The organism is Blautia sp. HA8986 (assembly GCF_056504635.1).
The window spans coordinates 139263-163069 of record NZ_JBWLUQ010000002.1 but is presented as its reverse complement, the minus strand read 5'-3'; the positions used below and the strand labels follow the sequence as shown (position 1 = coordinate 163069).

At 44.5% G+C, this 23807-nt stretch carries 22 protein-coding genes; 1 reads left to right on the top strand and 21 read right to left on the bottom strand.

From position 1 onward, the window contains the following. Positions 1-262: 262 nt before the first annotated feature. Genes AC04Q4_RS13475 through AC04Q4_RS13460 form a run of 4 tightly spaced genes read right to left on the bottom strand, consistent with a single transcriptional unit; the run spans position 263 to position 4360 of the window. Complete coding sequence (locus AC04Q4_RS13475; RefSeq protein WP_173737662.1) at positions 263-985, bottom strand: ATP-binding cassette domain-containing protein; 723 nt, start codon at positions 983-985, stop codon at positions 263-265. Next, positions 978-2480: an ABC transporter permease subunit gene (locus AC04Q4_RS13470; RefSeq protein WP_173737661.1), complete on the bottom strand. Its 1503-nt coding sequence runs from the start codon at positions 2478-2480 to the stop codon at positions 978-980. Before AC04Q4_RS13470 ends, AC04Q4_RS13475 begins: the two co-directional genes overlap by 8 nt. Before the next feature lie 15 nt (positions 2481-2495). Next, positions 2496-3353: a PfkB family carbohydrate kinase gene (locus AC04Q4_RS13465; RefSeq protein WP_173737660.1), complete on the bottom strand. Its 858-nt coding sequence runs from the start codon at positions 3351-3353 to the stop codon at positions 2496-2498. Positions 3354-3391: 38 nt separating this feature from the next. Next, positions 3392-4360 carry a phosphoheptose isomerase family protein gene (locus AC04Q4_RS13460; protein ID WP_173737659.1) on the bottom strand — a complete coding sequence of 323 codons (969 nt, stop codon included), beginning with the start codon at positions 4358-4360 and terminating at the stop codon, positions 3392-3394. Positions 4361-4652: 292 nt separating this feature from the next. On the opposite strand from AC04Q4_RS13460, the gene AC04Q4_RS13455 reads away from it, so the two are divergent. Then, the gene (locus AC04Q4_RS13455) at positions 4653-5375 is read left to right on the top strand and encodes a GntR family transcriptional regulator (protein WP_173737658.1); all 723 of its coding nucleotides are present in this window, start codon (positions 4653-4655) and stop codon (positions 5373-5375) included. An 82-nt stretch (positions 5376-5457) separates the two neighbouring features. Here AC04Q4_RS13455 and AC04Q4_RS13450 read toward each other — a convergent pair whose 3' ends face one another. From AC04Q4_RS13450 to AC04Q4_RS13370, 17 genes are all read right to left on the bottom strand, one after another. Further along, the gene (locus AC04Q4_RS13450; RefSeq protein WP_330594785.1) at positions 5458-6435 is read right to left on the bottom strand and encodes a D-alanyl-D-alanine carboxypeptidase family protein; all 978 of its coding nucleotides are present in this window, start codon (positions 6433-6435) and stop codon (positions 5458-5460) included. Between the two features lie 283 nt (positions 6436-6718). Continuing rightward, the gene (rplA, locus tag AC04Q4_RS13445) at positions 6719-7414 is read right to left on the bottom strand and encodes a 50S ribosomal protein L1 (protein WP_021976011.1); all 696 of its coding nucleotides are present in this window, start codon (positions 7412-7414) and stop codon (positions 6719-6721) included. 95 nt (positions 7415-7509) lie between these two features. After that, positions 7510-7935 carry a 50S ribosomal protein L11 gene (gene rplK, locus AC04Q4_RS13440; protein WP_015525333.1) on the bottom strand — a complete coding sequence of 142 codons (426 nt, stop codon included), beginning with the start codon at positions 7933-7935 and terminating at the stop codon, positions 7510-7512. Positions 7936-8003: 68 nt separating this feature from the next. Next, positions 8004-8525, bottom strand: a complete 522-nt coding sequence (gene nusG / locus AC04Q4_RS13435; RefSeq protein WP_173737657.1) for a transcription termination/antitermination protein NusG — start codon at positions 8523-8525, stop codon at positions 8004-8006. A 16-nt stretch (positions 8526-8541) separates the two neighbouring features. Then, the gene (gene secE / locus AC04Q4_RS13430) at positions 8542-8748 is read right to left on the bottom strand and encodes a preprotein translocase subunit SecE (RefSeq protein WP_173737656.1); all 207 of its coding nucleotides are present in this window, start codon (positions 8746-8748) and stop codon (positions 8542-8544) included. Between the two features lie 25 nt (positions 8749-8773). Then, a complete protein-coding gene (gene rpmG / locus AC04Q4_RS13425; RefSeq protein WP_044961412.1) occupies positions 8774-8923 on the bottom strand; it encodes a 50S ribosomal protein L33 in 150 nt (49 codons plus the stop codon). A 238-nt stretch (positions 8924-9161) separates the two neighbouring features. Continuing rightward, positions 9162-9899, bottom strand: a complete 738-nt coding sequence (locus AC04Q4_RS13420) for an SDR family NAD(P)-dependent oxidoreductase (protein WP_173737655.1) — start codon at positions 9897-9899, stop codon at positions 9162-9164. Position 9900: 1 nt separating this feature from the next. After that, positions 9901-11721: a thiamine pyrophosphate-binding protein gene (locus AC04Q4_RS13415; protein ID WP_244092501.1), complete on the bottom strand. Its 1821-nt coding sequence runs from the start codon at positions 11719-11721 to the stop codon at positions 9901-9903. Continuing rightward, complete coding sequence (locus AC04Q4_RS13410; protein WP_173737654.1) at positions 11714-12871, bottom strand: LicD family protein; 1158 nt, start codon at positions 12869-12871, stop codon at positions 11714-11716. The genes AC04Q4_RS13415 and AC04Q4_RS13410 overlap by 8 nt, the downstream gene beginning before the upstream one ends. Before the next feature lie 30 nt (positions 12872-12901). Further along, positions 12902-15184 (bottom strand): LicD family protein, encoded by a 2283-nt coding sequence (locus tag AC04Q4_RS13405; protein ID WP_173737653.1) that lies wholly within the window; start codon positions 15182-15184, stop codon positions 12902-12904. A 3-nt stretch (positions 15185-15187) separates the two neighbouring features. After that, positions 15188-16489 (bottom strand): adenylyltransferase/cytidyltransferase family protein, encoded by a 1302-nt coding sequence (locus tag AC04Q4_RS13400; protein WP_173737652.1) that lies wholly within the window; start codon positions 16487-16489, stop codon positions 15188-15190. A gap of 19 nt (positions 16490-16508) precedes the next feature. Beyond that, positions 16509-17858, bottom strand: coding sequence for an acyltransferase family protein (locus AC04Q4_RS13395; RefSeq protein WP_178773225.1), 1350 nt, complete (start codon positions 17856-17858; stop codon positions 16509-16511). Between the two features lie 141 nt (positions 17859-17999). Next, a complete protein-coding gene (locus tag AC04Q4_RS13390) occupies positions 18000-18743 on the bottom strand; it encodes a glycosyltransferase family 2 protein (RefSeq protein WP_173737650.1) in 744 nt (247 codons plus the stop codon). 81 nt (positions 18744-18824) lie between these two features. Beyond that, positions 18825-20201 (bottom strand): exopolysaccharide biosynthesis polyprenyl glycosylphosphotransferase, encoded by a 1377-nt coding sequence (locus AC04Q4_RS13385; protein ID WP_173737649.1) that lies wholly within the window; start codon positions 20199-20201, stop codon positions 18825-18827. A gap of 282 nt (positions 20202-20483) precedes the next feature. Then, complete coding sequence (locus AC04Q4_RS13380; RefSeq protein ID WP_178773223.1) at positions 20484-21845, bottom strand: extracellular solute-binding protein; 1362 nt, start codon at positions 21843-21845, stop codon at positions 20484-20486. Positions 21846-21978: 133 nt separating this feature from the next. Then, positions 21979-22896, bottom strand: coding sequence for a carbohydrate ABC transporter permease (locus tag AC04Q4_RS13375; protein ID WP_173737647.1), 918 nt, complete (start codon positions 22894-22896; stop codon positions 21979-21981). Then, positions 22896-23759 carry a carbohydrate ABC transporter permease gene (locus AC04Q4_RS13370; protein WP_173737646.1) on the bottom strand — a complete coding sequence of 288 codons (864 nt, stop codon included), beginning with the start codon at positions 23757-23759 and terminating at the stop codon, positions 22896-22898. Before AC04Q4_RS13370 ends, AC04Q4_RS13375 begins: the two co-directional genes overlap by 1 nt. Positions 23760-23807: the final 48 nt, after the last annotated feature.

Below are 23807 nucleotides of genomic sequence, written 5' to 3'. Positions count from 1 at the left end.
TTGCCATATCCCAGGGAACAGGCCCGCTACGCGGGCCGCTTTCCCGTCCGGCAGAACAAAAAAATCGGCTCAGCCTGACGCCACCGATACAGCAGCATACAGGACTAAGCCGATAAATTAACACTCTCCAAGGCGTAGCACAGCGGCGTGCCCGGAGGTGTGGGGTGTGGGGAGGGGAAACGGGCTTCGCAACTCCGAGTGCCTCCCCTCCCCGCGAATTTCCCCGTTTTTTCAAAACAGAACTTTTTTACCCCCAAAAACCCTACAACACTTTAGAAAGAAACTCCTTCGTCCTTTCCTCTCGAGGATTCCCAAACAGTTCTTTCGGATTTCTATCCTCAAGAATCACCCCATCATCCATAAAGAGCACTCTGTCGCTGACCTCCCTTGCAAATCCCATCTCGTGGGTAACCACCAGCATGGTCATGCCTTCTTTTGCAAGTTCTTTCATAACCTCAAGAACCTCCCCGACCATCTCAGGATCAAGAGCTGATGTTGGCTCGTCGAACAGAAGTACCTGGGGATTCATTGCCAGTGCTCTGGCGATAGCAACCCTCTGCTTCTGTCCGCCGGAAAGCTTTCCGGGATAAACATCCGCTTTCTCTTCAAGCCCGACTCTTTTCAAAAGAGCTCTTGCCTTCTGGTCAGCTTCCGCTGCATTCCATTTGCCAAGGCGTACCGGTGCAAGGGTGATATTTTTTAATACTGTCATATTGGGGAACAGATTAAAATGCTGAAAAACCATTCCCACATTTTCTCTGAATTTATCTACATCCAGCTTCGGATCCAGGAGCTGCTGTCCGTTTACGGTGATCTCACCTTCCTCCGGTTTTTCCAGAAGATTCAGGCAGCGCAGAAAAGTAGATTTTCCGGAGCCGGACGGACCGATGATGCAGATACACTCACCTTTGTTTACATGAGTTGTGATTCCCTTTAATACGTGTACATCCCCGAAGGATTTTTTCAGATTTTTAACATCAATCACTTTCTCTCAGTCTCCTTTCAAATCTCTTCAGCAGAAGGCTCAGGCACTTCACGATCAGATAGTACATGATACCTGCAACGATCAGCGGTATGAACATCTGATAAGTACGGGAAGAAACATAGCTTGCCGCCTTTGTCAGATCCATGATACCCACATAGCCCAAAATAGAAGTCTCTTTGATCAGCTGGATAAACTCGTTACCCATTGCCGGAAGGATGGTTTTTACAGCCTGCGGAATGATAATAAAACGCATGGTATCTTTATATCCAAGGCCCAGCGAACGTCCTGCCTCACTCTGACCTTTGTCAACAGACAAAATACCTCCGCGGATAACCTCGGAAACATACGCACCACTGTTGATACCGAAGCTGACCACTGCTGCCACATATCCAAGCCTACTGTGGAATACAGCAAAATAAATGATCATCAGCTGAAGAACCGACGGTGTTCCGCGGATCACATCAACATAAATATCCGCGATCGTGGAAAGAATGGTTCTTCTGCCTTTTTTCGCAGCTCCAAGACGTACCAGAGCCACCACAAGACCGATCAGGATACCTACGACCACTGACAAAAGGGAAACGATCAGCGTGATCCCAAGACCATTGATATAAAACTTCCAGCGGTTATCCTGAAGGAAAATAAAGCTTAAAAGTCCCAGAAAACCATCTGTTGCTGCTACATCTGTCACATCCTCACTGTTTTCAACTGTGTCTACAAAATACTTCTGATAAAGATCATCATATTCCCCTGATTTTTTTACTTTTGCAAGCCCGTCATTGATGATCTGGACAAGCTCTGTGTTTCCTTTTTCAATACAGAAAACAGTATCCTCTGCTGTGCTTGGCACAGACTCATACTGCAGATCTGAATTCTGTTTACAGTAAATTTCAGCCATGATATTGTCGATCAGAACTGCATCTGCTCCACCGTTTTTCAGCTCCATGACTGCACTGGAAGCGTTTTTAAATCTTTTTACTTTGGCATCCTTAACTTCACCGTAATCAGTAGTCTCGCCGGATGCGATCATATCACTCTGTGCACCCTCCAGAACTGCAACTGTTTTTCCGGACATCTCCTCAAAATTCTTGATTGGATTATCCTTACGGCTTATGATACACTGTGTACCGGTATAATAAACATCGGAAAAATCAACACTTTTTTTACGATCCTCAGTAGGTCCGATTCCGGCAGCGATCACCTGTACATCTCCGGCCTCCATAGAACCCATCAGGGAATCGAAGGGCATATCCTTCCATACCAGCTTCACGTTTTCTTCTTTGGCTATCGCCTCCAGAAGATCGTAATCAAAACCTGTAATATTTCCATCATCGTCCAGGTATTCAAACGGCGAATACTCTGCATTCGTTCCTATGATGATGGTCTGCTGTTCTGCCGCTTTTACTGCCACTGCACTGCTGAAATATACCGGCAGAGCCATGATCATGCACAGTACAAAGCAAATAAGAGCTCTGCTTTTTCCATTGCGTCCCATTATTTTCCCCTCCTGCTATTCATATTTTTTTCCGTAGCCAAAAGCACCTTCCATACCACAGATACCCGCCGCAAAAGCAGCTGCCTCTTCAAGACTTTCACAGATCGCGGTTTCCTTATCCATACCGGCTTTAGTTCTTCCAATAAAGCCTGTAAGGAAAGACGCGATCAGGGAATCTCCTGCACCGAGAGTATCCTTCACTTTTTCAAGCGGAGCTGCTTCCTGGGCAAAAAATTTCTCCCCATCATAGAGAATACAGCCTTTCGCACCTCTGGAAGCCATGGCAAGTTCCGGTCCCATGGAGGTGAGCTTTTTCAGATGTTCTTTTGCTTCCTCATCGGTTCCATCAAAAGAGCAAAAAGCATATGTAACATACGGTGCCGTTTTTTCATAATATTCTTCTGTGGAATCATCAGAAAAATCAAAGGAAACCGGGATTCCGGATTCTTTGATCTTGTGGAGCTCACTCTCTGTAAAAGAATAATTTCCACTATGTACCACATCGAATCCTTTCATGTATTCCAGATCAAAACGATCTAAGATATACGGTGTTTTTCCACGAATGCCACCCTCATTAAAATCCAGGAATTCACGATCTCCGTCTTTTAATGTGATCCTGGAATAGCCATTTTCACCGTGAAGCTGTTTGCATTTCACAGTTTCCACGCCGGTTTTTCCCAGCACATCTATGATCAGCTCTGCCCTGTCATCATTCCCGAAATATCCCATATATGCTGTTTTTTCACAGCCTGCCATTTTACCGTAGACACTGACATTTACACAATTGCCACCTGGATACATGGTTTTTAAGTGATCGTAGATATCCACAACATTGTCTCCGAACCCAAGGAGTTTTGTACTGTATCTGCTCATTTTTCCCCTTTCTCTGTGCACAGGCACAAGCAGCGTTTTTAGTATTCCACAACACCCATATATCTTCTCATATCCAGCGGATGACGGCGTTTATCCTGCAGTGCGGTGCGGTAAACAGTTGTCATGGTATAGAAAAGCATTGGTGTAAAATATTCCACGCAGCTGTCGTCAATAGCTGCCATGCCAAGTTTGTCCGCATCGATCACTTCGTATTTCTTTCCGTATTTTTCAAGGAAAGTCAGAACACGCTCATCCATCATACGGTTTCTTCCACGACTCATCATCAGAATGTAAAGGTGCTCCTCGTCTGTCACCTCAAATGGTCCATGGAAATATTCTGCACTGTTCAGGTATCCGCAGTCCATCCACTGCATTTCCTGAAGTGAACAGATAGCAAATCCGTAGGCCTGTGAATAGGAGGCTCCTGATGCCATGATATAAAGGTTCGGTTCCTCTGAATATTTTTCTGCAAAAAGCCATGCCGCATTCTGCTGATCCTTCACTGCTGCTGCAATAATCTCATCGATCTTATCAAATCCTTCTGCGATTTTGTCATAAAGAACATATCCCGGCTCCTGTACCTTCATCAGCTCATTAAGAATACGAAGTACGATTCCCTGCGGCTTCTCTGCTTCTTTCACTCCCGGTGCCCAGTCATATACAACAGATATCCACTCATCTGTATCGCAGGCAGATCCCGGTGCATGTGTCATGGTCACAACTGCTGCACCTGCATTCATTCCCACTTTCGCCGCTTCCAGGCATTCTTTGGTCTTTCCGCTGTGAGAGCAGATAATCAAAAGGCTGTCTTTTCCAAGCTTCTTAGGCGGTGTCAAAGCAAACTCTCTGGCCGGGATCCACTGTGCATCCATCACTGCTGACTCCGCACGCAGGAAATAATATCCCGGGTATAAATCTACAAGAGAACCTCCACATGCAAGAAAATACACATTTTTGATTGTTCCATGCTCTTCACTGATCTTATTTACGATTTTTACTGCGTCCATTTTTCATCCTCCGGTTTTGTGGAAATTCGTCTGACAATCCTCTAAATCCATTGAAAATACAGGTTTTTTCGGATTTTCAGATGATTTTCTTTCTCTTAATTTTTTGCATTTTACCTTTTTGAAGAATATAACATATTATAACGTTATAGTAAAGAGTATATTCATGATTTATGATTAATTATTCATCCTATACACACTCCTCCGCACTGCAAAGGCTTGTCTCTTACTGGACAAATACATCCGCACTATAGTAAAATATCGTTTATGAACAATCTCTAGAAAGGATATTTTCATGTTAAATAAAAATTCGATCCAGCCGCTTTACAAGCAGCTTATGGATATTATTACCAGTCAGATCAAAAACGGTACTTATAAGCCCGGGGAAAAAATCCCGACAGAGCCGGAGCTTGCCGATCTTTACCATGTCAGCCGGATCACTGTCAGACGTACCGTGGAAGAGCTTTGCACACAGGGATATCTTATCAAGCACCAGGGAAAAGGAACCTTTGTAAAATCCCCCATGATCTTCCGTAAATTTGAATCCCAGAAAAATATGAGTTTTTCCGAATCCTGCCGTCAGAATGACCGTATTCCGGAATCTCACGTACTGTCCTTCTGCAAAAAAAATGCGAACACCGTAACCTCTGATTTTCTGCAGCTTGCTCCCGATGAAGAAATTTTTTTCCTGGAACGTCTTCTTCTGGCTGACAGTATTCCGGTTATTGATGTTCACACCTGGCTCCCCACACGACTTTTCCCGGATTTTGATCCGAATGCTGTAGAAAACGGTTCTTTTTTTGAATATATCAAAGCCACCTACAGCTGTACGATCGCAGAGTCCAGCCGCAGCACAATTTCTGTTACTGCAGCCTCCCCTGATATGGCCAAAACTTTGCGTCTGTCTTCCGGTGATCCTGTGCTGATCCTGGATTCCTATATGGAAGCTCCTGATGGAAGTCCGCTTTATATCAGCCGCGAATACATTGCAGGTTCCCGCTATACGATTTCATTTTGAAGAATCAAAAAACGGCACAGAAGTGTTATACTGCCAATACAGCAGCATACACCTCTGTGCCGGTAAATTTTAGAATAAAAAATCACTTCTCCATCTGCGCCTCAATCGCACTGCCAAGCCGGTTATAAATCGTCACTGCATCCTGCACATGCAGTGCACTTCCCGTATTGCCTGCTGCGCCTGCCGTTACCAGAATGTATTCCCTGTCATAGATTTTTGCAAAGCTTGCCAGACACAATCCGGCTTCACTGGTATATCCTGTCTTGCCGCCCAGGATGTGACCACCAGTTACAGAAGTATCTGATAAATTCTTAAACATGGTACTGTAATATGTGATCCCGCTTGGATGGATATTGGTCACTCCTGTAGAATGCCGCGGACTCTCAATAATTTCCCGGAAGGTATCATTCTTAAGTGCATATCTCAGAAGCACCGCGATATCACGCACAGTACTGTAATGATCCGAATCATGGAGCCCTGTCGTATCACAGAAATGCGTCTTATTCATGCCAAGCTGCTGCGCTTTCTTGTTCATCATCTCCACAAAGCCATCCCTGGAACCGCCAACTGTATCTGCCAGTGCGATACAGCACTCTGCCCCTGATGGAAGCATGGCACCATAGAGAAGATCAATGGCACGCACTGTTTCCCCCGGCTGAAAGCCTGCCTGGGTTGCATCCTGCTCATAAAGCCCCGCAAACATCTCCTGTGTCAGAGTGATCTCCTGATCCAGATCATCCAGGTTCTCAATGGCTACGATCGCAGTCATGATCTTCGTCATAGAAGCCGGATAGATCTTCTCATCACCCTTCATATTTCCGATGATCTTACCGCCTTTTACCTGCATCAGCACTGCATAGGGACTGTTGATGCCACTCATCTCAAGCTTGCGTACGACCGGTTTCTGCAGAGACTCCATCCAGTCTCCTACACCTTTGTTCCAACCGATGATCACTACAAGTGTCAGGATTACGATAGCCTCCACCACCAGGCAGAGTATCATTTTTATTTTATTTACCTGTTTCTTTATTTTCTTCGCTTTACGCTTTTTTGATCTCAATTTATACTCCCTGTCCAGACAAATTCATCTGTAAGTTTCCCCTACAGAAACGTTTTCCCCATCTTTTTTATATCCTAACATAATTTCAATTTTCATTTGTAAACTTTAGATGATAAATCTCTGACAAATCTCTAAATCTATCCATCTATTACTGGTTTGAGCCTTATTGTAAAAGCATTAAGCTAAAAAATCAAGACTCTCTCCCATCTCCCTGAGAATTTTTTCCAAATAAAAAATACCCTATGCAAAGATTCTCATCTCTGCACAGGGCATTTAAAATTTATTACTGAGCTAATTTAACCGGGTTAAGCTTAACACCAGGTCCCATTGTCGGAGCGATTGTAACGCTCTTCAGATACTGACCTTTCAGTGTGCTAGGTCTAGCCTTTGTGATAGCTCCCATAAGCGTCTGGAAGTTGTCGCTTAACTGCTCCTCGGTAAAGGAAGCCTTTCCGATCGGAACATGGATGATGTTGGATTTGTCAAGACGATACTCGATCTTACCTGCTTTAATGTCGTTAACAGCTTTTGTTACGTCCATTGTTACAGTACCAGCCTTCGGGTTCGGCATTAAGCCTTTCGGTCCAAGTACACGACCAAGACGACCTACAACGCCCATCATATCCGGTGTTGCAACTACAACGTCAAAGTCAAGCCATCCCTCGTTCTGGATCTTCGGAATAAGATCCTCAGCTCCTACGAAGTCTGCTCCTGCTGCCTTTGCCTCTTCTGCCTTAGCATCTTTAGCAAATACAAGTACACGAACTTTTTTACCTGTTCCGTGTGGCAGAACAACTGCTCCACGGATCTGCTGATCTGCATGACGTCCATCGCAGCCTGTACGGATGTGAACTTCGATGGTCTCGTCGAATTTAGCTACAGCAGCCTTTTTAACAAGGCTGATAGCCTCTGGTGCATCATATAATGTTGCGCGGTCTACTGCTTTCGCAGCTTCCACATATTTCTTTCCTCGTTTCATTTCTATAACCTCCTGTGGTATTTGCGGGGAAAAGCCCTCCCACTTGAAAATTTCACTTTTTCTACGGGAACCCCGAACTTAAGCTTCGGTATTTATTAGTCTACGACTTCGATTCCCATACTTCTTGCTGTACCGGCGATCATGCTCATAGCAGCCTCGATAGATGCTGCATTGAGGTCTTTCATCTTCAGCTCAGCGATCTCCTGAACCTGTGCCTTAGTAACCTTAGCTACTTTGGTCTTGTTCGGTGTACCGGAACCAGATTTGATGTTTGCAGCTTTCTTAAGAAGAACTGCTGCCGGCGGAGTCTTGGTTATGAAGCTGAAACTTCTGTCAGCATAAACAGTGATTACAACCGGGATGATAAGGTCTCCCTGATCAGCTGTTCTTGCGTTGAACTCCTTTGTAAACTGTACGATGTTTACACCGTGCTGTCCAAGAGCCGGACCTACAGGTGGTGCTGGAGTTGCTTTACCAGCCGGAATCTGTAATTTGATATATCCTGTTACTTTCTTTGCCATTTTCGGCACCTCCTATGTGGTATTGGCGGGGGTGTGTCCCTCCCACTTGCTGTTACCTTGTTTTTTTATTACTCAGCTTTTTTGATTTCTGCGAAACTTATTTCTACCGGTGTCTCGCGACCGAAAAGCTCAACATTGATTGTTACTGTCTGTTTCTGCATATTGATACCTGTGATCACACCTGCGGTATCCTTCCATGCACCACCAGTAACAACTACCATGTCGCCCTCTGCGAAGTCCACTTCGATATCCGGTTTCTGGATACCAAGCGGCAGCATTTCCTCTTCTGTAAGAGGCACAGGCTTTGATCCCGGTCCTACGAATCCGGTAACACCTCTGGTATTACGGACAACGTACCAGGTATCGTCGTTCATCACCATATTGAGAAGCACATAGCCTGGAAACATCTTCTTCTGAACCTGTCTTGAGGTTCCGTTCTTCATCTCCACTACATCCTGCAGCGGAACACGTACCTCCAGGATCTGGTCTTCCAGGTGTCTGTTCTCGATTGTCTTTTCAATGTTGGCTTTTACTTTGTTCTCATACCCTGAATAGGTATGGACAACGTACCATTTTGCTGCTTCTGACATACAATCACCTTTATCCTTACTTCATTAAGAAATTAATGCATTCCAGAATTCCGGAATCCATTACACTGATAACCACTGCCAGGATGATCGTGATGATCACGACCACAACAGTCTGTTTTGCCAGTGTGGCACGGTCTGTCCAGACAATCTTCTCAAATTCTGACTGAATTCCCTGAAACCAACTTTTTTTCTGCGGCTTGTCCGCAGATTTCTGTTTTTCCATAGCATAACCTCACAAATCTCTGTGATTACTTTGTTTCCTTGTGCAGAGTGTGTGTATGACAGAACTTACAATATTTCTTGGTCTCCATTCTCTCAGGATGGTTCTTTTTCTCCTTCGTCATATTGTAGTTACGCTGCTTGCACTCGGTACATGCTAATGTAATCTTAACGCGCACAACTTCCACCTCCAGTGTTTTCATTTGCATGGTCTTCCGTACTGCCCGGAACGTTTATCCGTCGTCATTTTCGGGCATAAAAAAAAGACCTAACTTCCATGTCGCTTGTCAATTTTAGCACAGAGCAAGCATGCAAGTCAAGCCTTTTTCACTTAAATATAAAGAAATTCACTGTTCCATACGAACGTCTCAAGTGCACAAACTCGATTCCGCTCCGCTTCATCTCGTTTTCGAAATGTCAAAAGAAGTCATAACCCCCGTGGATATCCACTACACTGCCATTCATATACCCGTTTCCAAGCACTGCAAATGCCATATCCGCCACTTCCTCCACTGTTCCGAATCTGTGGAGTGCGATTTTTTTATTGATGCGGTCATAGCTCTCCTGGGTGCGGGCGCTGTGCCATGGAGTTTCGATAAATCCAGGTGCAATGGCATTCACAGTAATGCCCTTCGGCTCAAACTCTTTTACAAGAGATTTGGTCAGGAAATGGATCGCCGCCTTGGTAACACCGTACACCAGAGAAGACGAATACGCCTGCTGTCCTGCATAAGATCCGGTAAACAAAATGCTTCCACCTTCACTCATCATTGGCCGCAGCTCCTTAACCATAAACACAGGCACAGAAAGATTGGTGTTCACGATCCTTGTCCACTCCTCAAAAGTATAATCCTCATACTTGGCATAGGTGCTCACTCCCGCATTGCTCACCAGCCAGTCAATATGATCTGCCTGGTCTTTCAGCTCCGCCACAAAAGCCATCATATCTTCATAGGAAGACATATCTGCTTTCACCAGGACCACCTGAGATCTTTTTTCCCGGGGAAGGTTCTCAAGAAACGCCTGTGCCTTGTCCTCATTATGCCCATATGTTACAAAAATCCTGTCCTCAGCTGCTGACTCAGCCAGAATTTTCTCAGCGATCCCTCTTCCAATGCCGGAGGTACCGCCTGTGATCACAGTTACTTTTCCCATATTATATCTCCATCAGTTCATCAAAAATCGGTTTCGGTATATAAGGCTGCTGATTGTGGATCGGCTCCCCAAGACAGGTCTTCGGGTACGCATAAGTTCCGTTCTCCAGCATGATCTCCAGAAGCTCCGGCCCGTTCTGCTCCAGAAACTCCCCGGAAGCATTCTCCACATCTTCACCCTGGATCCTTTTTGCCCGGATTCCATACGCCTTAGCCACATCTGAAAAATCACAGGACGAAAATCCGCTGCCATCGGAAGTATCCGCATATACGCAATCAAAATAATCTCTCTGAAGATGGCGTATCATACCCAGAGCCTCATTATTCATCACGACCATTTTCACCGGAATGTTCTCACGCTTCACCCACTGCAGCTCCTGGATATTCATCTGGAATGCACCGTCACCGCAGATACAGGCTACCGGCTTCCCGGTGGCATAATGGGCTCCGATCGCCGCCGGAAGTGCATAGCCCATGGCACCATGTCCACCGGAAAAAAGAATCTTCTGATCCTGTTTATTATGAAAGGACTGATAGCTCCATACCATATGCTGACCTACATCAACAGCCACAGCACCGGTATCTCCAAGCTGGTCACTTAAATATGCGATCATGCGGTTCGGATATCTCTCCGGAGTCTCATCATCCACCTGTGTAAGCTCTCTGCGGATTCTCCGGCACACCTCAAGCCAGTCCCCGTAAGAACTGATCCGGCTCTCAGCGGCAGCTAATCTCTCTGCCACGTCCTCTGCGCTTACGCAAAAACACTTCTCCCCTTCTCTGCCTTCATGGATTTCTCTCTGAAGATTATAAGGGTCAATGTCCACCCTCACGATCTGTGCGCCCCTGGCAAACTCATGAACTTTGGTTCCGATCTGACGTGTACACAGGGAAATTCCAAAGCACACAAGAAGATCACTCTTGGCATTGGCGATCATATTTGCATAACGATGTCCGTACGCGCCGCCAATACAGCCACAATTCAGCGGATCATCCCATGCAAGGACTGATCTTGCCAGAACGCTTGTGATCACAGGGATCTGATGCTTTCTTGCAATATCGACGAGGATTTTTTCCCCGGAACCAGCTGCTCCGTGGCCGATCATAAACACCGGTCGTTTCGCCTCTTTAAGTTTACATAAAATTTCTTCCACAGCTTCAGCTACATCAGCAGAATCAGCTTTATCCACAGCCTCCCTGTAAAAAGCAGCTCCGTTTCCACCATCTTTCCGATTGTATACAGCTGCCTCTGTCTCCTCATCGGAAAACTTCATATCATAAACCGGATCACTGACTTCCCCTCTCTGAATATTCATCGGAAGGTCAATAAGAACCGGTCCCTTACGTCCTGTATTGGCGATCTGCCATGCCAGATTAAGCTCTCTCACAATATCCTGTGCTTCCCGGATCTGCACTGCATACTTCGTCACAGGCTTCGCCATGGAAACAATATCGATCTCCTGGAATCCCTGCTGGCGAAGACCGTCGATTCCGGAATATTCATAAGTATTCAGCTGTCCGGTAATAAAGATCACGGGCAGCGAATCAAAATACGCATCAGCCACGCCGGAAAGCAGGTTCACAGCACCCGGACCACTGGTAGCATACGCGCAGGCACAGGAATCCTTGGCCTGTGCATAACCGCAGGCTGCAAAAGCCGCTCCCTGTTCATTATAGCTGGAATGGCTTTTTGTATTTGCATTGTGCTCAATAGAATCCACCAGATGAGCGATCATCGTTCCCTGGTATCCAAAAAAATCGTGAATTCCTTTTTTCTGAAGAAATTCTGTCACATAATCTGTAAGTTTCATTTTATCAGACATATTTTTTTACCTTTTCCAAAAGTGGAATCCGTCCCGTTTTTTCAAGATACTGCATATATAAATCCAGTATTTCCGGATCTGCCTCAAATATTTCATCATATTTCAGACATTTGTTCATTACATTCGTATACTCGGAGAATGCGTTCTCCAGCTGAACATAATCTGCATTTTTATACAGATTCCTGATATAATCCAGCTTCTGCCTGTATGCTCTTGCACAGGTATACTTCTTTCCGCAAAATTTCGCATAATCCCAGCACTTGTTAAAATATTTCTTATAACTCATACCAAAATCTGTACGGCGTGCTCTTTTCCTTCTGCTGGCAGCAAGTTTTTTAAGCTCCTTTGACTGCTGCATAAATTCTTCACATGGAATCAGGGCACTGCACATTACCACAGGACTTGGACGGTAATTCTCCGGACCCTTGTTCTGATATTTTTTACCAAAAGCCACTGTAAGATATTTATCTGTATCTCCCGGCACAAAAAATCTCTCCCCTTCCAGTTCCACTTCAAGGGACTCTTCAAAAACATAAGCCGGATAATACGTATTCTTATTCATGGTACGAACAACGTAAGTCTTTACTTCTTCCTGCGGCTGATGGATCAGATCCCGGAAGATTCTTTTTCCAAGCCATTCCCTGCCGCACAGTGACAGAAAACGTACTGTCCAGATACACACAAACTCTCTCTTCGTCTTCCACCTGCTGTTTTTTCCGTTGATCTTTTTCCAGCCTTCCTCAAGCATACGGTTCCAGAAATATTTCCATTTCGGACCATATTCACACTGTAACGGCAGAATATTCACCGCCATTCCGGGATGCTGATATTTTCCGTAATCATCCAGCCTGTAAAACAGGGTATCTTTATCCGTATACCGAAGGTGAAAATTCGGAAAATGCTTATTATTATCCATGGATTCCAGTGCTCTTCGAAGCCCCGGTTCTTCCTCAAAGGCATTCTTGAACCGCTCCATATCTGCCGGTTTCATATATACTGCACCTGTCATCGGATTCATTGGAAAAGGCCGTCCTGTCACAGCACAGAGGGTAAAATACGGAGAAAGAAAATATGTGATCTTGTTTTTTCTGCAAATGATATCGATTTCCTTAAGAAGTTCCAGTATTTTCTTCTGCTCTCTGGTCAACATACTCTGCCTCGTTTCTGTTGGTTTTTAGATTTACATAATTATATCCAGGATCGTTCTGATATTCTCCTGACTTTTATATTTATCCAGCCAGACATTCAGAAACTCCGCTGCATCTGCTTTTTTTGCAAAAAATGCTGCTCTTCTGCTTCCTTTATACATATCCTCAAGGATGATCCTGGAAAGCTCCATCTTTATATAAGAAGGCAGCGCACATTCCAGTGCCTTGAAATAATTTTCAAATGCGCTCCGGGTCTGTCCCTGTTTTCTGCGGACGTCTCCAAGCAGTTTGTATGTTACACCAAGATGCTGCTTATGGATCCGGGAGCTGCGAAGTTCCTCCGCCAGATATTCCATTTCACTCTCTTCATCTGTGCACAGCAGTCTGGTACGACACTGTGCCAGAGGTTTTGAATAACCGAATCTCTGCCATGCGCGGGTAAGTGCCTCCCGGTACAGCATCTCATTCGAAAGTTCAGCCTTCTCTATCTTATCATCAGATATACCGATCTTGCAGTAAAGTTCACTTATCACTTCCTCAAGCTCCGCTTTCGTGCGAACATAAGAAGTTTTTGTCAGATAAAAAGCTCCGTCGATTTCTGAATCCTCCGGCATCAGCCTCTTCCACAGTTCCATCAGTGAAAAAGCCTCATCCTTTTTTCTGTTCTCCAGAAGTTTCCGGCATTCCTTCACAGCCTGGCTCTTTTTGTCTTTCAGGAATTTATCCAATTCAAGATGCACAATTCCGTTGCTGGTACATTCCCTCGCTTCCGCAAAATGTTCCAGTGCCTCATCCTGGAGCCCTTTTTTCCACAGAAGATCCCCTTTATACTTGATAAAATATCCATCGTGAGGAAAGATCCTCAACGCATGTGCCAAAAATCCTTCTGCCTCAGAAGCGTTCCATGGATCCTGAACCCGAGCCATCACGAACCTGCACTTAAACTTCAGGAATCCCGGCGCGTCCGGATATTTACGCAGAAGATCATCCACGATCTCCTCCGCTTCTTTCATCTCACGAAATTCATAATGGCAGGCAGCTTTACGAAATCTGCGGATATCTTCCACTGTCTGTTCCATTTCCTGAGTGAGATGATCCAGTTTTTTTCTCACTTCATACAGTCGATACGCCTTGGAAACACGCTCTGTATAAATCAGTGTCAGCATGGCGATCTGAAAAACGGAATCCTCCACAGCTATCAGTGTGGGGTGATAAAACGGACGGATTCCCTTATAATCCTCACGGCCGATAAATTCCACACTGAGCTGTGTCTTGTAATAATCCTCAAAAAGTTCATTCAGAACATCATAGTGGCCTTCTGCCAGAAGAGTCTCCACATTCTTCTCTGACTTCATAACCCTTGCTTCCAGATCCTTCGCAATCACACCTGCCTTGATCCTGTTTCTTCGCATATCCAGCTTATGATCTTTTCTTGTCTGGATAAGGCAGTAGAATTTACGGAATGTCATCTGTCTGCGTATCCGGCCCTTATCGATCCTTGGCAGATACTCGTCACGGATCTCCTGATACGTAGCTCCTGGCACATAAACAGACTCATGGGACTCCCTTTCCCCATGAGGCGGTATATAAGACCATTCATCTCCGTAATGCCAGATCAGATAATCGCTGGTTCTGTTTGGAACCATAACTTTGGTTCCTTCAAAATCCATATATTTCACAGGAAACATCATGTCCTTGTCAAAAAGGAACGGACATCCGCCCCAGCGCATTGCATAGCGGCTGCATTCTTCCTCTTTGTAAGAAAACATAATCTTCTCCAGCTTCTTCAAGGTTCTGTCTTTTCCAAAAAATTTGTATCGTAATAACCAGTACAGATACTGAAAAGCAGAAATCTCCCATCTCGCTCCCACGACCATGCTGATATTGAGAAGATCTGTGTAGATCATCATGTGTGTTCTGTACTTCTCATATTCTCTGTCATCGTCCGGGATCGGATCCAGCGTCAGCACATCTATGATCTCCCCGGCCTTATCCTCTCCAATGATCTGATGCTTGTGGATAGAACAGCTGTCTGTGCTTGCATAACGTGGAAATCCATTCGTATACGTCCTGTCCACATCAGAACAGTGGATCGCTCTGTTAGGTGGCATCTCTGTCTTACAGATTTCCACGAATTTATCCCAGTCACTTTTCGGCATATAAATATCTACATCATCATCCCATGGGATAAAGCCTTCGTTTCGAAGGACACCGATCAGCGTTCCTCCGGCCATCACATATCTAAGATTATGCTTTTTGCAGATTTCATCGATCTCTCGGAAGAGCTGCAAAAGAAGCTCCTGTTTTTCTGTCATCTGTCAACCTCTTTGATCAATAATTTTCAAAAGCTCCGCCAGTGTCTCCGACTCCTCATAAAAAAGTCTGGTACACTCTGTCCGTTTGTCACGGATCATAATGGTCAGCTCCTGAAGAAGATAGCGAAGACCATTTCCCTCAAAATTAAAGCTGTAACGCTTCAGAAATTCCTGGCCTTCCACCTTCGCCTCAAAATAGCCGGTATTCCACCAGTCATTGGGAACTGTGATCCTCCCCTTACTTCCAATGATCACAAGCTCATTCTCCACATCTACAGTTGTTCCGATCTCTATCGTAGCCAGTGTCTTCGGATATTTCACTGTAATCACATCATAGACGAAGCCACCGTCGCTGCCCCTTACAGCGTTGGTGTTCACATCCAGATAATCTTTTCCAAGCAGCTTGATACATGCGCAAAGTGCCTGGCTCACAGTCTCGTTGAATGATTTTCCTCCCTGAAAATCATCCTGTGAAACTGCACATTTCACAGCTACCACATCACCGACCAGTTCATTGTGTGTCAGCCATACAAGCTGGTTAAAAGCACGTAGATAAACAAGGGTGAGTTTCTCAACGAGAACAACACCCTGTTCCTTGGCCAGTTGGAATAACGCTTTCTGCTCCCCTGTATCCAGCGTCATCGGTGTATCGCTAACCACATGTCTGCCATGCTGCAGCGCATATCTTATATACTCTGCCCTTTTCTTAATTCCGGCTTTAATGTAGACGATCTCCAGCCCCTCCAGAAACCGTCTGTAATCTGTTCCGTAAGAATCCAGTTCATACTTGTCACAGAATTCTTCCGCTACAGAAATATCCTCAGAATATACACTCTCTACATGAAGTCCGCTTACGAATTTCGATTCCTGAACCATCTCGTTATCTTCTGTATCATCGGTCACGATTCCGATCCTGTATATCTTGCCCTCACTTCTCAGCTTCGTACTGGAAATATTCTTGGTACGTTCCAGATATACAACCTCACAGTAATTTTTGAGATAGTCGAATTTACCCTTCCAGTCGGATCCCAGAACAAGAAGGTCTATGTTATATTTAATAATATCACTGACCTTCTGCCCCTGATACTCCTCTATGATTATCTCATCAGCAAAACCTGTTTTCCGTACATTCTCAATTCGTTTCAGCAGACTGTCTTTGACATTCAGTTTGCCTCTCTCAATGTCATAGCTCTCGCTGGTGACTCCAACGATCAGATAATCCCCCAGCTCTCTTGCTCTTTTCAGGATATTATAGTGACCCTGATGAAACAGATCGAAAGTGCCGTAAGTAATAACTCTTTTCATTATCATCCTGCTCTTTCTGCTATTCCTTTTCCGTCAGCGTTGTCTCTTCCTGTGGCTTTATAATATCCATTAATTCATCCAGCTCCTGCAGTTCTTCAAAAGTCTGTGGTGACTCAGCATCCTCACCCTCTGTTTCCACAGCAAAATCCTTATCTGCATAAAGCTCCTCTGCACTTACTTCCACCTGAGCCGCTTCAGCATCCTCAGTTTCCAGCACAGCCGCCACATCATTTTTCACCTTCATGGCATCCTCCTCTTCCAGAGTTGCCGCCAGTTCTTCAATTGCTTTTTTTCTTTTTCGTATAACTTTGTAGTGTTCCTCTTCATCATACTCATCTTCCAGTCCTTCATCCTGGACCGGTTTTTCCCTCTTAAAGAAAATCAAAATGATAAGATTAAGAACACCATTATATATAAAGGATACCGGCTTGCTTCCAAGAAGCAGTACAAATATCCATGATACACCGAACAGTACCCATACATTCAGCATCTGCGGAATGCTCAGAAGAAACAGTCCGTTCATCACGATCATAATCGGATAATGGAAGAAATATATCCCCATTGTATTCCTTCCAACAAAAGTAATCGGCAGCTTCACATCCGGCATCAGTGCAAGAAATGTAAGTACCAGCACAAAGGATACCAGATACATCAGAAGACGGATCAGCATTCCTGTAATATCATCCATTCCGGATAACTGATATGTGTGATTTCCCCTGAAAATATCGATCGGGATCTGATTGGCGATCATAAAATTAGGGATTGCGTAAAGAAGCAGTCCTGAAATTGGCACCAGAACCAATTTTCCCTTAAATTTACGTACGATCTTCGTATAATCACTTTTCCACAGATAGCCTGCCACAAAAAACGGAAAAAATACAACAATCCTGGAACTGGAAAGATATGTTGTAAATTCCGGTCTCGTTCCTGCCCATAACGCAAAAATAATGCTCAACGGCACAATAAAACGCACCTTGCCGAGAGCCTCGATAGTCAGTCTGTAGATAAAAAGCGCAAGCACATACCACATAACTGTTCCGGATGGACGAAGAAGCTCATAATCCATGCTCTTGCCAAGCCATATATAGGCATACCATGTGAGACTGTATCCAAGAATGTAAGGAATCAGCAGATTCTTCACATTCTTCAGCACATCCTGAGGCTTCTTGGACAGATATCCGGACATAAAAACAAAAGCAGGCATATGGAAGATCGTGATCGCGTACCATACATAACGTACGATCATGTCAACCTTAACCAGCTGAAATGCAATAATATGATTAAATACAACCAGGAAAATCAGTAATACCTTAATGTTATCAACCAGATAGGAATACGGAACCCCCTGGCTGTCTGTTCTCTGTTTCATCTGTTCCCACCTTATTCATACGGATATCCATAACCCGCTTCGCTACTTGCTAAAAAAATATGAATAAATAATAACATATATTTATGAATTTGGAAATAGAAAATTAACATTTACCAGGATTATTCTGGTTTACCAGCATTTTCAACGGTACTTCCATACTCCATGAAATGCGTAAGATACAAAGAATATCAAACTTTTCAGTTTTCCATAGCCCATATATTTATAGACCTGATAGGTCATGGCTGCTGACCTCAGTTTATTGCGGGATTTGCCGCCTTCACTGAGCCTGCACTTCAGATACGGTTTATTGATTCCTGCCGCAAAACCACCTTTTCGAAGAATTTTCAGCCAGGTGATATAGTCCTCATGGCTGTCATCATGCTCCATTGGAAAAGCGATCGCATCTTCCCTTCTGAGGAGCACAGAGGAACAGTTGATACTGTTATGCTTCAGAAGATCCCGGTAGGTGATCCGCTCATTAACCGGGATATATTTCCCTGTTGTACGGCCATCCGGCTGCATCAGCTCTCTTCCTGTGGAGCAGATCACACATCCGGTAAGCTCCATCACTTCGATCTGCTCTCTAAGCTTACCCTTTTCCCACCAGTCATCCGCATCCAGGAAGGCGATATATTTTCCCCGTGATTCCTTCACACCTCTGTTTCTGGAACGGGCTGCTCCCACATTGTTCTCGTTGCGGATATAACGGATACTTCCGCTTTCCATATATTTCATCACAGTAAGTTCTGTTCCGTCTGTGGAGCAGTCATCGATCACCAGGATCTCGACAGGAACATTCTGCTCCAGAACTGACCGGATTGCTTTTCCAATATATTTCTCACCATTATAAACAGGCATGATCACTGAAACCAGTGGTTTTTCCATAAAAAACGCCTCCTTTATGTCTCATATGTCTCCATTTGCAAAGTGCGCATCAGAGCCAGCCTGACACGCACTTAAAAAATCTTATTTCTCTTCCTGTGAATCCTTCAAAGCATTCTTCTGATCGTCATCCACACCTTCAGATACTTCTTTCTGGAAAAAGATCTTCACAGTCATAAACAACAGCTTGATATCCAGAAGAAATGAATAGTTCTCAATATAAAACAGGTCAAGCTTCAGCTTGTCATACGGAGTCGTATTGTACTTGCCATATACCTGAGCATAGCCGGTAAGTCCGGCTTTTACCTTAAGTCTGTAATGGAATTCCGGGATCTCTTTCTCATATTCCTGCATGATCACATCACGCTCCGGACGAGGTCCTACCAGTGACATATCTCCCATAAATACATTGAAAAGCTGCGGTAGCTCATCCAGATGCAGATTTCTAAGAATATGTCCTACCGGTGTGATACGGGAATCATGCTTGGATGCAAGACGTGCTCCGTTCTTCTCAGAATCCACGCACATGCTGCGGAACTTCCGGATACGGAATTCTTTTCCTTTATATGTGAGACGATCCTGAAGATAAAATACCGGGCCACCGTCATAAGCCTTCACTGCAATGGCAATGATCAGCATGATCGGAGAAGATACAATGATTCCAAGTCCTGATATAATAATATCCAGAACTCTCTTAAATGCTCTCTGTTCCATGGAAAGTCCCTGATTCCTGCACATCAGAAGCGGTGTGTCAAACAGGTGTATCCTGTCTGTTCCAAGCAGGATAATATCCGAGATCTTCGGACTCATATAACAGCGGATGGAATGGGAAAAGCAGTATTTCAGATATCTGTTTCGAATCTGGGACGGAAGATCCCAGATGATCACGCCCTCATACTTCTCCATCATAGCGTGGATCTTCTCCTCACCTTCACAGATATGAACCTTTCCACTGATATCGTATTTATCCTTTCGGGTATTCATCTTGTGGATCACATCTCCTGGATCACGGTCTCCGTAGATCACCAGAAGTCTTCTGGCCCCATAAAGCTTCGAATAAATGTACCGCGTACCCCAGATCCAGATGATCGTCACTGCGATCTGCACCAGTGTCATCTCAAAAAGCGGTTTCGCTGAGAGGAACCAGCGGTTGATCAGTGTAATCTGAAAATATGTCACAACATTGGCACAAATAAGAGCCAGAGTCAGTGAATAAAATACATCGATCCGCTTAAGATATCCTACTTTCAGGCCGCCATACAGCTTGGCAAACATCAGGTAGATCAGCGCATAAATCAGAATCAGTACCCAGTTACCTTTTCGCCAGAAGGGCTGCTCGATCATTCCTCTGTAGAAATCATACCACACATAGGCAAAAATAGCCGCCTGTGCAATCACGATCAGACTTGCCAGACAAAATACCACGAATCTTTTATAATCTTCTCTTTTACTTCTGTTCACAGATTTATCTTCCTTCCCTGAGGAGTAAATATTAGCTTTATCATTATAGCTAATATATACTATTCCGTCCAGTAATTCCAACGTTTTTATCCCGTTATTTTCTGGCAATAGCCGATTTTTGCACAATATAATAGGAAAAACCCCGGATTCTAACCGGATAACTGTTCTGCAATTATCCGATTATATACAGGTAGTAACTGTCTACCTGATTCCAGGGCTTTTCTGCTGCTTCTTTTTATTTTTCTTTTTATTTTTCTTTTTCGATTTTCGCGCTTTTTCTGATTATTCGTTCACAAGATTGTATTCTTCAATGGATTTGTTGATGGAATCAGCCATGTTTTTCACCGCTGTATCTACATCCTCTTTTCCGTTGAGCATACTCTCGATCTCAGACTCTACTGTTGCTCTTGCCTCAGGGAATACGCTTAACAGTGCACCTACATAATCTGCGGAAGAATCATGGAGCTGGTCAATTGCTGTCTGGAACTGAGGATATTTCTCAACATTATCCTTGAATACCTGCTCGTCCTGAGCTTTTACAGTTACAGGGAAGTATCCTGTCTGTGCGTTCCAGTAAGCCTGAGACTCCGGAGAAATGAGGAATTTTACGAATTCCCATGTTGCACGGAGCTTTTTCGGATCATTGTTATTCAGTGCCCAGAGAGATGCACCACCGATGGAAACACCGCCCTCGTCGCTGGATTTGATCTTCGGGAAGTATGCTGTACCAACCTCAAATTTTCCGTTTACATCCTGAAGGATCTGTTTCAGGGACGCTGTGGAACCGAGAGTGATCGCTGACTTTCCTGCGGAGAAATCTGCAAGTCCTGCATCACCGCCTTTACCTACGATCGGTGCAAAGCCTTTGTCGTTAAGGTCTTTCCATGCTGTAAGGATATTCTTTGCAGCACCGTTCTCGTCAAAAGCAACAGCTGTAGCAGCCTCTTTACGTCCGTTTCCGTTGTTTGCGTATTCAAGCCCCTGTTTTCCGATGAACTGCTCAAAGAACCAGCCATAGATACCAAGAGACATTACCTCGCCTGCGCCGCCTTTGTCCAGAAGCTCCTGTCCGATCTCACCGATTCCCTCCAGACTGTCAGGAACCTCTGTGATACCTGCTTTATCAAACATATCCTTGTTATAATACATGATCGGTGTGGAAGAGTTGAACGGCATGGAGTACAGCTCATTGTCAATGGTGTAGTATGCAGCCAGGTTCGGCTCGATCTCAGATACATCGTAGCTGTCTGCATCGATCATCTGCTGCATAGGCACGATCCAGCCGGAATCTATCATAAATCTTGAACCGATCTCATATACCTGTACAAGATCTGCACCCATATTTCCGATCTGAGCACTTTTCAGTTTGTTCAGGGAATCATCATACTCGCCCTGATACTGCGCATCTACCGTGATTCCGTACTCGTTCTCATCGTTGAATTTTTTTACCAGAGTGTCAATGGCCTCGCCGTTAACGCCACCCATGGAATGCCAGAATGTAATCGTAGTTCCGTCTACATCGGAAGCATCTGCCATCTCTGCTTTCTCATCTGTGCCGGCATCTGCGGCGAATACAGTTACTCCGTAAACAGAGCCAACAGCCATTGCTGCAGTAAGTAAAGCTGCGATCATTTTTTTCTTCATAACTTTTTTCTCCTCTTTTTGAAAAATTTTCTCTTTTTCTTCCTATATATAAGATGAACTGCCAGGTCTTACGACTGTGACAATATCTTTTCCCCTGTGATAAAACACTCTGAGGCTGCGGTCTGCTCCGGTATCAGCCCTTGACTGCCCCGGAAAACATTCCGCGGATAAGCTGTTTCTGTCCGATGATAAAGATGGAAATGGACGGAATAATGATCATAACAACTCCTGCGATCATCAGTGTGATGGACTGTGAATCCACACTGTCCAGCATACTGATACCGATCTGAACGGTTCGCATATTGTTGGAGCCTGTTACAAGCAGCGGCCACATATACATATTCCATGCATTGATAAAGGTATACACTGCCATGGCACCGATAGCGGATTTCGTCAGCGGAAGCAGGATCTTTACAATAAATTTCAGATTGCCGCAGCCGTCAAGCTTTGCCGACTCATACAGTGAGATCGGGAAGGTCATATAAAACTGGCGAAACAGAAAAATTCCCATTGCGGATGTAAGATAAGGCACGATCAGTACCTGATAGGTATCCAGCATTCCCCAGCCTGATACAGTCAGATAGTTGGAAATGATCGTTGCCTCTCCCGGAACCATCATGGTTGCCATCACAACCATGAAGAGAATACCTTTTCCTTTGAATTCCAGGAAAGAAAACGCAAAAGCAGCAAGAGAACAGGTAATGATCTGTCCGATGGTAATACATCCCGCCATGATAAAGGAATTCAATATGAATCGGAGAAGCGGAACCGTGCGGAATGCATTGATAAAGTTGGAAAAGGTCGGATTCTTAGGAAAGAGATTCAACTCTGTAGTAAACAGTTCACTGGAAGGCATCAGCGCAATACTGATGGCATAAAGCAATGGAAGCAGGATCAGAACCGCAAATACCACATTTGCCGTAACACGGAGCGCTGTTTTTGTTCTTCTCCTTGCAAGAGCTTTTGCATTCATGGCTTTTTTCAGCTCCAGGAGCTCCTCTTTTGACATATTTCCCACTGTGGGAACTGCCATATTTTCTATCTGGCTCATCAGTAATTCACTCCCTTCTTCTCAATACGGAACATGATCAGTGTAATGATCATGATGATCACAAACAGGATAACGGACTGGGCTGCCGCACTTCCGAAGCGGTAGTTGAAGAATGCGTCCCTGTAAATGGAATAGACAATTACGTTGGTGGATTCATTAGGTCCGCCTTCTGTCAGGATCTTGATCTGTCCAAAGGACTGAAAGGCCTGAATGATATTTACTACCAGTGTGTAAAACATGATCGGGGAAAGTCCTGGAAGCGTCAGGCTGAAAAACTGCTGCACACTGCTGGCTCCATCCACAGAAGCTCTCTCATAAATGGTCTCATCAATATTTCCGAGTCCTGCGGAAAAATACAGAAAATTAATTCCGCTGTTAAGCCATGCGGTAAGAATGGCTACGCAGATCAGAGCCGTGTTCGGATCGTTCAGCCAGTTGATATCCAGGCCGGTAAGCTTGTTCACAATACCCACTGCCGGGTGGAGCATGATCTGGAAGATCATCGCTGCAGAGCTGGATGCGATAGCCATTGGCAGCGCATAGGAAGTACTGAACACCCGGATTCCCGGAAATGCCTTGTTACAAAGCACTGCTGCGATCAGACCAAAAAGCATGCCGCCAACTACAACGATCAGTACAAAGATCAGCGTCACCTTCAGGCTGTTGATAAAGGATGCTGACTGAAGCAGCTCTTTATAATTGCCCAAACCAACGTACAGCTTTGCCTGTCCCATTTTGTTGGTTTTGTAAAGACTTAAATATATTGTTTTCAAAAACGGATAAAACAGGAATATTCCAAAAATCAACATACAGGGTACCAGATATAAGTACGGTGTAATCTTGCTTTTGCTGTTATTTCCCATAACTATTTCTCCTCCTTGCATAATCAGATTCTATCTACAGGCTGATCT